Source organism: Agromyces tropicus, assembly GCF_039531345.1.
In the GTDB taxonomy this organism is placed as follows: Bacteria; Actinomycetota; Actinomycetes; order Actinomycetales; family Microbacteriaceae; genus Agromyces; species Agromyces tropicus.
Window position 1 is genome coordinate 106,422 of the sequence record NZ_BAAAPW010000008.1, and the last position, 12,682, is coordinate 119,103.

11 protein-coding genes are annotated in these 12,682 nt (G+C 72.5%); 3 read left to right on the top strand and 8 right to left on the bottom strand.

Translation table 11 applies throughout. The features are described 5' to 3' along the window. The first annotated feature begins 35 nt into the window (after positions 1-35). Genes pstC through pstB form a run of 3 tightly spaced genes read left to right on the top strand, consistent with a single transcriptional unit; the run spans position 36 to position 2,873 of the window. On the top strand, positions 36-974 hold the full coding sequence (gene pstC / locus ABD230_RS18695; RefSeq protein WP_344378753.1) for a phosphate ABC transporter permease subunit PstC: 939 nt from the start codon (positions 36-38) through the stop codon (positions 972-974). Beyond that, entirely contained in the window at positions 974-2,074 is a 1,101-nt protein-coding gene (gene pstA / locus ABD230_RS18700; RefSeq protein WP_344378757.1) for a phosphate ABC transporter permease PstA, read from the top strand. Before pstC ends, pstA begins: the two co-directional genes overlap by 1 nt. 19 nt (positions 2,075-2,093) lie before the next feature. Then, complete coding sequence (pstB, locus tag ABD230_RS18705) at positions 2,094-2,873, top strand: phosphate ABC transporter ATP-binding protein PstB (protein WP_344378760.1); 780 nt, start codon at positions 2,094-2,096, stop codon at positions 2,871-2,873. 72 nt (positions 2,874-2,945) lie between these two features. On the opposite strand, the gene ABD230_RS18710 is transcribed toward pstB, so the two are convergent. The 8 genes from ABD230_RS18710 to ABD230_RS18745 all read right to left on the bottom strand — a co-directional run bounded on the left by ABD230_RS18710 (position 2,946) and on the right by ABD230_RS18745 (position 12,586). Next, a complete protein-coding gene (locus tag ABD230_RS18710; RefSeq protein ID WP_344378762.1) occupies positions 2,946-3,833 on the bottom strand; it encodes an aminodeoxychorismate lyase in 888 nt (295 codons plus the stop codon). 280 nt (positions 3,834-4,113) lie between these two features. After that, positions 4,114-4,752 carry a DNA-directed RNA polymerase subunit beta gene (locus ABD230_RS18715; protein WP_344378764.1) on the bottom strand — a complete coding sequence of 213 codons (639 nt, stop codon included), beginning with the start codon at positions 4,750-4,752 and terminating at the stop codon, positions 4,114-4,116. A gap of 1,087 nt (positions 4,753-5,839) precedes the next feature. Further along, a complete protein-coding gene (locus ABD230_RS18720; RefSeq protein WP_344378766.1) occupies positions 5,840-7,294 on the bottom strand; it encodes a phytoene desaturase family protein in 1,455 nt (484 codons plus the stop codon). A 363-nt stretch (positions 7,295-7,657) separates the two neighbouring features. Next, a complete protein-coding gene (locus ABD230_RS18725; protein ID WP_344378769.1) occupies positions 7,658-8,707 on the bottom strand; it encodes an LLM class F420-dependent oxidoreductase in 1,050 nt (349 codons plus the stop codon). Between the two features lie 67 nt (positions 8,708-8,774). Next, positions 8,775-9,644 (bottom strand): anti-sigma factor, encoded by an 870-nt coding sequence (locus tag ABD230_RS18730; protein ID WP_344378773.1) that lies wholly within the window; start codon positions 9,642-9,644, stop codon positions 8,775-8,777. After that, complete coding sequence (gene sigK / locus ABD230_RS18735) at positions 9,641-10,231, bottom strand: ECF RNA polymerase sigma factor SigK (RefSeq protein ID WP_344378911.1); 591 nt, start codon at positions 10,229-10,231, stop codon at positions 9,641-9,643. Before sigK ends, ABD230_RS18730 begins: the two co-directional genes overlap by 4 nt. Before the next feature lie 186 nt (positions 10,232-10,417). Beyond that, a complete protein-coding gene (locus ABD230_RS18740) occupies positions 10,418-11,770 on the bottom strand; it encodes an adenylate/guanylate cyclase domain-containing protein (RefSeq protein WP_344378775.1) in 1,353 nt (450 codons plus the stop codon). Between the two features lie 126 nt (positions 11,771-11,896). Next, complete coding sequence (locus tag ABD230_RS18745; RefSeq protein ID WP_344378777.1) at positions 11,897-12,586, bottom strand: DedA family protein; 690 nt, start codon at positions 12,584-12,586, stop codon at positions 11,897-11,899. Positions 12,587-12,682: the final 96 nt, after the last annotated feature.

Genomic DNA, 12,682 nt, shown 5'->3' on the forward strand with positions numbered 1-12,682 from the left:
CGTGCCATTCGCACCACAATCGGAGGATCTCCTCGATGACCACAGCCACGACGCCGATCAAGGCGAAGCAGCGCCCCGGCGACAGCGTCTTCTCGAAGTCGGCGGTGTTCGCCGGATCGATGATCCTCGTGACGCTCGCCGCGGTCGCGACGTTCCTCATCGTGCAGAGCGTGCCCGCGCTCTTCGCGACGCACGAGGACGCGTCGATCCTCGACTCGAACTTCTGGTCGTACGTCGGCCCCCTCGTCTTCGGCACGATCTGGGCGGCCGCGCTCGCGCTGGTCATCGCCCTCCCGATCTCGATCGGCATCGCGCTGTTCATCTCGCACTACGCCCCGCGCCGGCTCGCGTCGGTGCTCGGCTACGTGGTCGACCTGCTCGCCGCGGTGCCCTCGGTCGTGTTCGGCCTCTGGGGCATCGGCGTGCTCGCGCCGGCCGTCCAGCCGGTCTACACCTGGCTCGTCGACAACCTCGGCTGGTTCCCGCTCTTCGCCGGTCCGGTCTCCGGCACCGGACGCACGATCCTGACGGCGGCGATGGTGCTGGCCGTCATGATCATCCCGATCATCACCGCCATCTCGCGCGAGGTCTTCCTGCAGACGCCCGTGCTGCACGAGGAGGCCGCGCTGGCGCTCGGCGCGACCCGCTGGGAGATGATCCGGATGTCGGTGCTGCCGTTCGGCCGCCCCGGCATCATCTCGGCCGCCGTGCTCGGCCTCGGCCGCGCCCTGGGCGAGACGATGGCGGTCGCCATGGTGCTCTCCGCCACCGGCGCCGTCACGTTCCAGCTGCTCACCTCGGTCAATCCGTCGACCATCGCGGCGAACATCGCCCTGAGCTTCCCGGAGGCGTACGGCATCAACGTCAACGTGCTCATCGCGACGGGCCTCATCCTCTTCATCGTCACCTTCGCGGTGAACGCGATCGCCCGTTGGATCGTCGCCCGCCGCGCCGAGTTCTCGGGAGCGAACTGATGACCACGACGATCACCCCTCCCGAGACCCGCGGACCCGCCGCGGCGCCCGTCAGCAACTCGCTCACCGCGGGCAAGCTGCCCAACGGCGCCCCGTGGATGGTGCTCGGCGTCAGCCTGCTCGTGTCGGCCGGCCTGTTCGGCGTCCTGGCGTTCGCCTCCGGCGAGTTCAACTGGGTCGGCACGTTCATCATCGGCGCGATCCTCTACGTCGTCACGATCACGCTGATCTCGCGCATCGTCGAGGGCTCGCGACGGGCGACCGACCGCTTCGTCACGGCGCTCGTCACCGGCGCGTTCATCATCGCGATGATCCCGCTCGTCTCGCTGACGTTCACGGTCATCACCCTCGGTCTGCACCGCTTCGACGCCGAGTTCTTCTCGTACTCGATGCGCAACGTCACCGGCGAGGGCGGCGGCGCCCTGCACGCGATCGTGGGCACGCTGCTCATGACCGGCACGGCGGCCCTGATCTCGATCCCGATCGGGCTCATGACCTCGATCTACCTCGTCGAGTACGGCCGCGGCCGTCTGGCCCGCGGGATCACGTTCCTCGTCGACGTGATGACCGGGATCCCCTCGATCGTCGCGGGCCTGTTCGCCTACGCGCTCTTCGCGATCTTCTGGGGCCCGGGCACGCGCACCGGCATCGCCGGCGCGGTCGCGCTCGCCGTGCTCATGATCCCCGTCGTCGTGCGCTCCAGCGAGGAGATGCTGCGCCTGGTGCCGAACGAGCTCCGCGAGGCATCCTTCGCCCTCGGCGTGCCGAAGTGGCTGACGATCGTGAAGGTCGTGCTGCCGACCTCGATCGCCGGCATCACGACCGGCATCATGCTCTCGATCGCCCGCGTCATCGGCGAGACCGCGCCGCTGCTCATCGCGGCCGGCTTCACGAACAGCATGAACTACGACCTCTTCGAGGGACGCATGCAGTCGCTGCCCGTGTTCGTCTACACCCAGTACGCCAACCAGGGGAACCCGCCCGAGGCGTACCTCGACCGCGCGTGGGCGGCCGCCCTCACGCTCATCCTCATCGTCATGGTGCTGAACCTCGTCGCCCGACTCGTCGCGCGGTTCTTCGCCCCCAAGTACGGTCGCTGACCCCCAGTAAGGAAACGAAGTGTCCAAGCGCATCGAAGTCCGAGACCTGAACGTCTACTACGGCAAGTTCCTCGCCGTGGAGGGCGTCTCGCTCGAGATCGAGCCCCGGAGCGTCACCGCGTTCATCGGCCCGTCGGGCTGCGGCAAGTCGACGTTCCTCCGCACCCTCAACCGCATGCACGAGGTCATCCCCGGCGCCCGCGTCGAGGGCGAGGTCCTCATCGACGGCAACAACCTCTACGAGCCCGAGGTCGACCCGGTGCTCGTGCGCCGCCAGGTCGGCATGGTCTTCCAGCGTCCGAACCCGTTCCCGACGATGTCGATCAAGGAGAACGTGCTCGCGGGCGTGAAGCTCAACAATAAGCGCATCTCGCGGTCCGACGCCGACGACCTCGTCGAGTCGTCGCTGCGCGGCGCGAACCTCTGGAACGAGGTCAAGGACCGTCTCGACCGCCCGGGCTCCGGCCTGTCGGGCGGCCAGCAGCAGCGCCTCTGCATCGCCCGTGCGATCGCGGTGTCGCCCGAGGTCATCCTCATGGACGAGCCGTGCTCGGCCCTCGACCCGATCTCGACCCTGGCGATCGAGGACCTCATCGAGGAGCTGAAGCAGGAGTACACGATCGTGATCGTGACCCACAACATGCAGCAGGCGAGCCGCGTCTCGGACAAGACCGCGTTCTTCAACATCGCGGGCACCGGCAAGCCGGGCAAGCTCATCGAGTACGACGAGACGACGACGATCTTCTCGAACCCGGCCGAGAAGGCCACCGAGGACTACGTCTCGGGTCGCTTCGGCTGATCCGCGCCCGACGCCCCACGGCCCGGTCCCCTCGCGGGGCCGGGCCGTCGTCGTGCTCGGCGCGGGTGCGCGTCAGTCGCGCGGGCTGAGCAGGTAGGCGTTGAGCTCGGCCGTGGCCTCGTGGTCGACGGGCATCGACGTGCCGTCGAGCTCGGCGATGGGCGCCGCCATGCGCACGCTGGACATCAGCCATGCGGCATCCGCCCCACGCAGGTCGTCGACGGTGAGGTCGCGGTACTCGACCGCGCGCCCCTGGCCCTCGAGGTACGCGAAGACGCTGCGCTGCGTCGTGCCGTGCAGGATGCCGGCGGCGGGCGGCGGGGTGACGATCACGTCGCCGATCCTCGCGAGCACGCTCGAGGTGGGGCCCTCGAGCACGTACCCGTCGGCGGAGACGAACACGGCGTCGTCGGCGCCGCGGCGCTTGGCCTCGCGGATGGCGGCCATGTTCGACGCGTAGCTCAGCGTCTTGGCGCCGAGCAGCAGCCAGGGCGACCGCTCCCCCGCGCCGCGTGCCACGCCGCGATCGAGCGTCACGACGCGGATGCCGCGTTCGCGCGACGCGGCGAAGTCGGCGCCGGGCGTGACATGCACCCAGCCCGTCGGCGTGTTGCCCGGGTCGACACCTCGACTGAGCGCGATCTTGAGGGCGAACTCGCCCTCCGCGGGCACGCGCTCGGCGGCGCGGCGGATCACGAGCCGCCACTGCTCGAGGTTGGGCTCGGGCAGCTCCGTCAAGCGCGCCGAGTTCGCGAGGCGGGCGAGGTGCGGCTCGACCTCCTGCACGTGGCCGTCGACGACCGCGAGCGTCTCGAAGACGCCGTCGCCGCGGTGCGGCGCGAAGTCGTTCACGGCGAGGGCGCCGGACCCGGGCTCGATCTCCCGGAAGGAGGCCTCGAGGAACTCGGTGGACGCATCCACCGGCAGCGGATCGACGAGGAACGTGACGGTCTCGGCCATGCCCCGATGCTACGCCGTGGCGTCGGGCGGGATGGTGGGAGTTCGGTCGCGGAGGCGCGATGCTCGCGCCGGGCAGGGAAATGGCCGGCCGCAGAACGCCTCTCGGCGCGAGGCCGCTCGGAGCGGCGAATGTTGGAGCCCGGGGTTACTGCGACCGGCCACGAAGAGTCTAAACGAGGTCGGCTGGGAACCTATTCCCCGTGGCGTCTGCGGGCTCGAGCCGGGCGTGTCGGCCGCCCGCGCCTGCGGAGGAGCCGCGACGCCCCGACTCGCGCGTCGGTCAGTCGAGGCTGTCGTGGCGCCAGAGGCGGGCGCAGGCGGCGAACTCCTCCGCGAGCGCGGAGAGCCGGAGGGCACGCTGCGTGAGCACCCCCGGGCGCTCGGGGTGCACCGCGTCCGCGGCATCCGCGTCGTCGGCGAGGCTCGTGAAGCCGATGGAGGTCACCCGGCAGAAGGCGGCGGCGCGTTCGAGCGCCGCGGCGAAGTCGCCCGCGAACACGCCCCGCAGGATCGTGTCGGCGAGGTCGCGGACCTCGGCCGGCCCGGCGGGGGTCGGCGCTCCCGCGATGACCTGGTCGATCGTGTGCGAGACCTCGGTGCCGCGCTGGAACGCGAGGCTCACGCCCGGGGCGTCCTGCCGGATCATCGTGCGGAGCAGGTACAGCCGCCAGAGCGCGCCCGGCAGGCTCTTGGGCGAGGCCTGCGACCACAGCTCGGCGATCGCGTCGATCCCGTGCTCGTCGGCGTACGAGATGAGCCGTGCGACGATCTCGGGGTCGGGGTCCGCGCGCACGCGCGACAGCACGGCCGCGGCGGTGTCGTGCGCGACGCGACTGACGTGCGCCGGGTCCTCGGCGCCCAGGTAGCCCTCGAACATGCTCGGCGGGAAGCGCGTGGGGCGGTGGAAGTCTGCGGCCATCGCGGACACGATACCCCGCGGAACCGCGATCCACGGGGGTTCCGCGGTCAGCGGAATCGGCGGCCGTGACGTCAGGATGCGTCGGGCGTGGTAGCCCGCATGAGCTCGGTCCGCCACGTCGGTCCCATGCGCTCATACGTCACGATGGCACGGCAGTTGCGGCACCGGACCTCGCACTTCGCGATCTCGGCGCGTACTCGTCGCCACGAGTACGCCGCCTTCGCGAGTCTCATGACCTCAGCCGATTTCTCGACGCCCTCCCGATGGTCGACATCGAGGACGCGGACATCGCGTTGTCCGCAATCCACGCAGGGGTGCTCCAGCAGGTACTTCCCGATCCTCTGCAGGTGCGCCGCTCGCGTCTTCGCGACCTGCGCGGCGACAGCCCTCCGGCGCGTGTCCAGGTTCTCTGCGTAGTAGCGTCGTGCTCTCGCCGAGTTGCACTCACGGCATACGGACTGACGCCCGTCGGCGGATCGCGCGCGGATGTTGAATGCGGTGATTGCCAACGATCGGCGGCACACCGGGCAGGTCTTCACGCACGTCCTTCCGAGGGCATGAATGCACGCTACGTCGTGCCACCCACAGCGGTTGGTCCGCTCGTTCAGCGCACGCTCCGAGCGCCGTGATCCCCGCTTCCGGGCTGTTATTGTTGACACGCCCCTATAGCTCAGTTGGTTAGAGCAACGGACTTCAACAGAACACAGGAGCGCCATCGCCGAAATGCGATGGATGACCGCCGCTATATGCTGGAACACCCTGAGAGCCCGAGGTACTCGCCCTTGAGGGCAGTGACAATCCGAGGGATTGGGCAATCAGCAGGTAACCGCAAGGGAACCTCAGAGACTACACGCGGCGCACCTGACCGGCTCGGCCGAAGGTGAAGATATAGTCCAGACTGCAAGCCGCTCTGCGGTGGCTGGGGAAACTCAGTGCAGCAGGTTAATCCGTGGGTCCAGGGTTCGAGTCCCTGTGGGGGCACCTCGTCGCGGACCGGGTTTCGCGGCACCTCGATCCGCGGCGCCGGTGAGTCCGCCAGGCATGCCGGCGAGACACGCACCCGTGGGCCGGATCCGCGGGCCACGCGTCACGGCGCGAGCCGCGGCATCCCGAGCCCGAACTCATGGCGCAGGGCGCTGCGCGCCGCGTGCCAGCCGGCGAGGCCGTGGACGCCGGGTCCGGGCGGCGTCGAGGCCGACGCGAGGTAGACGCCCGGCAGCGGCGTGCGCCACGGGTCCGGCGAGAGCACCGGGCGGCGCACGAGCTGCACGAGCGACGGGGCGCCCGAGGCGATGTCGCCGCCGATGTAGTTCGCGTTCTCCGACTGCATCCGCTCGGCCGATCGCGACGACGAGGCGAGCACGACGTCGCGGAAGCCGGGCGCGAAGCGCTCGACCTGCCGGATGACGGCCTCGGTGGGGTCGACCGTGGACCCGGCCGGCACGTGCGTGTACGTCCAGAGCACGTGCCGGCCCTCGGGTGCGCGCGTCGGGTCGAACGGGGACGGCTGCGACACCAGCACGTACGGTGACGACGGATGCCGCCCGCGCGCCACCTCGCGCTCGCCCGCCGCGATCTCCTCGCGGGACCCGCCGAGGTGCAGGGTCCCGGCACCGGCCAGGTCCGGGTTCGTCCACGGCACCGGGCCGGACAGCGCGAAGTCCACCTTCGCGGCGGCGTTGCCGTACCGGAACCGTCGCAGGGCGCGCCGGTACCGCGCCGGCATCCGCTCCCCCGCGATCCGGTCGAGCGCGCGCGGGGTCACGTCGAACAGCACGGCGCGCGCGGCGGGCAGCGCCCGCAGGTCCTCGACCGGCGCATCGGTCACGATCTCACCGCCGTGCGCGACGAGGTCGTCGACGAGCGCGGCGATGATGGCGCCGCTGCCGCCGACGGGGATCGGCCAGCCACGGGCGTGGGCGTGCATCGCGAGCACCAGCCCGGCACCGGCGGAGGCGACGCTCGGCAGCCTCCGGATGGTGTGCGCCGCGACCCCCGTGAGCATCGCCGGTGCGACCTCGTCGCGGAAGCGGAGGCCCCAGGCCGGGCCGCCCTGCTCGAGGGCGCGGAGGCCGAAGCGCGCGGCGGTGACCGGATGCCTCGGCACGCGCACCAGCGTCGACCCCGTGAACTCGGTGACGGCCCGCTCGTGCGCGACGAGCGGCCCGAGGAGGCGGCGGTAGGCGCGGCCGTCGCGACCGAGTCCGTCCGCGGTGCGGTCGAGGTCGTGCCACGCGATGCCGGCGCGACCGTCGTCGAGCGGATGCGCGTACGAGATCTCGGGGACCCGGAGGTAGATGCGCCGGTCGAGCCCGAAGGCGCGGAAGAACGGAGACGCGAGCGCCATGGGGTGCACGGCGGAGCACAGGTCGTGCCGGAAGCCCGGCGTCGTGAGCTCGGCCGTCCTCGCGCCGCCGCCCGGCTCCGCTGCGGCCTCGTGCACGCGCACCGACAGTCCCGCGCGGGCGAGCGTCACCGCCGCGGCGAGCCCGTTCGGGCCGGACCCGACCACGATCGCGTCGACGGCGTCTCGCCGGGCCATGCGACCTCCCGCTCGACGGGAGCCGGGAGCCCCCGTGGGCACCATGATGCCACGTGCGCTCGCACGAGCAGCGGATGCCGGATCGGCCGGGTGAGCGGTGGCGGACCGGGGCACCGCCGGGGGGATCGAGGGAGTTCGCGGGCCTCGATGCCCCGACGCGGCGGCTCCTCCCCAGGTGTCCCCTTCCCGCACGGCCTCGTGCGGTGCACCGAGCGTACGTCCGGGACCCCGTCCGCAGGAACACCCTCGAACGGGGGATGGACGTGAGTGATGCTCGACGATCAGGCGCGGACCGGCCGATCGGGCGCGACGTCGGCCCCACTCCGGTCGCCCCCGCAGGCCCGATCGCGGCGCCGTGACGGGTCAGCCGACGATGCGGCGCAGCCCCGACATGAGCGCCAGTCGCTCGTCGGCGTCGCGTCCGAGCGGGGTCGCGTTCAGCGTCGTCACCCCCGACCGCGCGAACGCGGCGACGCGCTCGGCGACCTCGGCGGGCGACCCGATGAGCGAGATGGCGCGCACGAGGTCGTCGGGCACCGCGGCGACGGCCTCCTCCCGCCGTCCGTCGAGGAAGAGGTCCTGGATGCGCTCGGCGTCCGACGCGAAGCCGTAGCTCGCGATGAGGTCGTTGTAGAAGTTCTTGCCGCGCGCGCCCATGCCGCCGACGTACAGCGCGAGGTTGGGCTTCACCGAGGCGAGCGCGGCCTCCACCAGCCGGGGGTCGTCGGTGATCGCGAGCGCCGGGCTCGCGAAGACGTCGAGCGGGCCGAGCTCGGCGTCGCGGCGTGCGCGGCCCGCCTCGAGCGAGGCGCCCCAGACCTGCTCGGCGCGCTCCGGGTGGTAGAACATGGGCAGCCAGCCCTCGGCGATCTCGGCGGTCTGCTCGACCGACTTCGGCCCGAGCGACGCGATCGTGATCGGCACCCGTTCGCGCACCGGGTGGTTGATGAGCTTCAGCGGCTTCCCGAGTCCGGTTCCCTGGTCGGCGGGCAGCGGGATCGTGTAGTTGCGGCCCTGGTGGACGACGCGCTCGCGCCGCCAGACCATGCGGCAGATGTCGACCAGCTCGCGCGTCCGCCCGACCGGAGCGTCGTACGGCACGCCGTGGAAGCCCTCGATGACCTGCGGACCGGAGGCGCCGATGCCGAGCTCGAAGCGGCCGTCGGAGACGTAGTCGAGGCCCGCGGCGGTCATCGCCGTGAGCGACGGCGTGCGCGTGTACAGCTGCAGGATGCCGCTCATGAGCGTCATGCGCGACGTGCGCGCCGCGAGGAACCCGAGCTGGCTCACCGCGTCGAACGAGTAGACCTCGGGGACGACGATCAGGTCGACGCCCGCGCGCTCGAGCTCGGCGACCTCGTCGGCGGCCTCTCGGAATCCGCCGGCGTAGCTCAGGAACATGCCGATGCGCATGCGACACTCCTCGTCGTCGTGGGGTGGTGGGCCCGGTCGCGGCCCCTGACGACCCTAGCCGACCGGGTCAGGTCTCGAAGACGGCGACCGGGTCGGTGGTCGGCGCCGGAGATCCTCCGGCAGGTTCGACGGTGATCCCCACGATGACGCCCGGGCGGAACGCGCCGTCGAGCACGACGTAGGCCGCGCCGCCCGCCGGGTCGAAGGTGCCCGCGGGCTCCGCCCCGGTCTCGTCGATGTACCACAGCTCGTACGTCGAGCCGCTGCCGGGATCGGGCAGGTCCGCGGTCCGCACGGCGGACCGTCCGAGCTCCTCCGACCACACGAGCGTGACCTCGCCGCCCGCGGCCGAGGCGGTCGTCGACGTCTGCGCGTCCGGCGCGGACGCGATGGCCTGGACGTCGCGCTGCGCGCCCCAGCCGGCCGGGCCGGGCCAGTTGACGCCGAAGATCGCCCCCGCGACGAGCAGCACCGCGGCCGCGGCGGCCGCGACGATCGCGCCGGGACGCTGGAACCAGCGACGCCGGGCCGCCCGCTCGACGGGACCGGCACCGGGCGGGCTGGCGGCGCCGGCGGAGGTCGCGGGCGCCGGCGGCGAGACGGGCGCGAGCGGTTCGGCAGGCGCGGGCAGCATCGACTCCGGCGTCGTCGACGGCGCCACGCGCCGCCGGTCTGCGGGGACCTGGGGGTGGTCGTCGAGCCGGTCCATGATCGACGCGCGCAGCGACGACGACGGCGTGACCGGCTCGGCCGACGCGGCCAGCGCGGCAGCGGCCTCGCGATGCTCGCGCAGGCGCTCGCGCGCCGCCTCCGAGGCCGCGAGCCGCGCCTCGACGACCGCGCGCTCGTCGTCGGCGACGGCGTCGAGGGCGTAGGCCGCGAGCAGGGTGTCGAGGTCCTCGGGGACGGGATCGCCCGCGGTTCCGGGCTCGGTCATGTGCTCACCCCCATCAGTCGGCGCAGCCGGATCATGCCGTCGCGCATCCTCGTCTTCACGGTGCCGAGCGGCACCTCCAGGCGCTCGGCGATCTGCGCCTGCGTCAGCCCGCCGTAGTACGCCAGCGCGACGCACTCGCGCTGCAGCTCGCTGAGCTCGGCCAGCGCCTCGCGGGCGCGTTCGTGGTCGAGCCGCACCTCGGCGGCCTCGGCGACGGTGTCGGCGGGCACCTCGAGGTCGCGGACGCCCACCCGCTCGTCGCGGTCGCGGGCGGACTGGGAGGACCGCACGCGGTCGACGGCACGCCGATGGGCGAGCGTGAACATCCACGAGATGGCGGAGCCGCGCGCCGGATCGAAGCGCGGCGACGTCTGCCACACCTCGAGGAACACGTCCTGCGCGACCTCCTCCGCCTGGGCGGGGTCGACGACGATGCGGCGCACGAGTCCGAGCACGCGCGAGGCGGTGCGGTCGTAGAGCTCGCCGAACGCCGCCCGGTCGCCGGCACCGGTGCCCACGAGCAGGTCGTCGAGGGTCGGGCCGGATGCCGCGGGCTCGAGCTCGGCGTCGGTCACGGGTCCCAGCATGGCAGACCGCACCGCCCGCGGCCCGCGCGTCGCGGTCGGCACGGGCCGCCGTGCGACGGCGCTCGGGGCCTGGACGAGGGTCATTCGGTGCTCCTGAGGTGCGGGGTTGCTCTCAGGTGTGGTTCGGCGCGGAGCGCGTCGGGGATTGGCGCGCAGGGCGGTCCGGCGTGCGCGCGCCCGGTGGGATCAGCGCGGAACGGCGCCGGGGCCGTCCGGACCGTCGACGCAGTACCAGAGTCGCCAGCGGTCCGGGACGCCCTTGAGATCGTGCTCCCCGGCCGGCTCGAACGCGAACGGGAACCCGAGCAGGAGCGACCGGACGGCGTCGCTCACCATGATGCGACCGGGATCCGCGATCGCGCAGATCCGCGCCGCCGCGTGGACGGCGAGTCCGACGAGGCCGTCGCCCCGCATGATGAGCTCGCCGGAGTGGACGCCGACGCGCAGTTCCAGTCCGAGCGCGGCAGCCGACTCGAGCGCCTGCGTGGCGAAGTGCAGGGCCGACGACGGCAGCGGGAACGTCGCCACGATCCCGTCGCCCGTGGTGTTCGCCTCGGACCCCGAGAACCGGGCGATCGAGCGCCGGAGCGCGTCGTCGTGGGCCGCATGGATGCTCCGCCAGCGCTCGTCGCCGGTCCGGGCGAGCGTGGCCGTCGACCCGACGATGTCGGTGAAGACGGTCGTCAGCACGTCCCGGCGTCCACCGCTCCGCGTGCCCGTGAGGAACTCCTCCATCTCGTCGACGAGCGCGCTGTCCGGGAGGATCGCCGGCAGGGCCGACGACCGGTGCACGAGCTGCAGCCGAGCGTCGGGCAGGGCGTCGGCGAGCCATCGCATGGGCGCCTCCTCGACGCCCTCGAGCGCGGTGTCGTGGAGCACGAGCACGGGCGCACGCACGTCGGCGAGGTACGGGCGGATGTCGAGTCCGACGATGGCCTCGGCGAGCCGCCTCGCCGCGGTCGGCGTCGCCGACATGCTCTCGTACCGCTCCCACCACGCGACCAGCCGCTCCGCGCCCTGCGCCTGCCAGAACTGCCGGACGACGAGCCCCCTCCCCCATTCGGACGGCTCCAGGCCCCGCATGAGGCTCGCGATCCACGCGGCATCCAGCGCCCACGGGAAGCCCTCGTCGGCGTGGCCGACCGCGAGCACCTCGTAGGCGATCACCGACTCGATGCGCCCGGGGTGCCGTGCCGCGGCGACCAGCGCGGTCGCGCCGCCGTCGAACCAGCCGATCACGGTCGCCTTCGCGCTCTCCGCGGCGTCGAGCACCGCGACGAGGTCGTCGGCGTGGTCCTCGATGCCGGCGTCGAGCCCGCCGCGATCCGACAGCCCCGTGCCGCGCTTGTCGAAGAGGATCACCCGGGCGCCGAGGCCCTGCAGCCGCTCGATGAACTCGAGGTGCTCGGGGAGTTCGCAGAAGACGTCGACGTTCGAGATGAACGCGAACGCGAGGACGATGTCGCGGTCGCCCTCGCCGAACGCCTTGTAGGCGAGGTCGACGCCCGTCCGTCCCGCATATCGGGTCGCCGGGATCACCCTCCACCCCCGCGACCACCTCGACGGCTGCCCACGCGATCAGGCTAGTCCCGCCGGGGGTCGCGGGGAATGCGTCCCGCCCGTCGGTTCCGCGGCGCCGCACCCTCGCCGTCGCCCGGGCCGGCGCTACATGCCCCCGGGCGACTCCTCGCCGCGTGCCACCCGGCGACGGTGCTCGCGGATCCGTGCGACGCGCTTCGCCGCGAAGACCGCGACGGCGATCGCGACGGCCGCGATCACGACGACCTGCAGCGCATCCGACCAGGGCTCGACGACGTGCCAGTTCTCGCCGAGGACGTAGCCGGCGAGCACGAAGACGGTGTTCCAGATCGCGCTCCCGAGCGTGGTCAGCGCCAGGAACGCGCCGACCTGCATGCGCGTGACGCCCGCGGGGATCGAGACGAGGCTGCGGAACAGCGGGACCATCCGGCCGAAGAAGACCGCACGGCGCCCATGGCGGTCGAACCACGCCTCCGTGCGGTCGACGTCGGCGACGTCGACGAGCGGGATCGCCTTCACGATCGCGCGGGTCCGCTCGCGCCCCAGCAGCGCGCCCACGAGGTAGAGCGCGAGTGCGCCCACGACCGAGCCGGCCGTGGTCCAGGCGAGCACCTCGACGAGCGTGAACGAGCCGCGGCTGGCGGTGAAGCCCGCGAGCGGCAGGATGACCTCGCTCGGCAGCGGCGGGAAGAGGTTCTCGAGGGCGATCGCGAGTCCGGCACCGGGAGCGCCCAGGGCCTCCATGAGCCCGACCGCCCATGCGGCGAGCCCGGTGACGTCGGGATCGGCGGCGGCATGCAGGGATGTCGTCGTCATGCCTGCGACGCTACCGGCGCACGCTGGACGGACGCCGACCGCTCAGCCCGTTCCGAGGAGGGTGCGCGAGGCTGGGGTGTCCTCGGCAGATCGGAG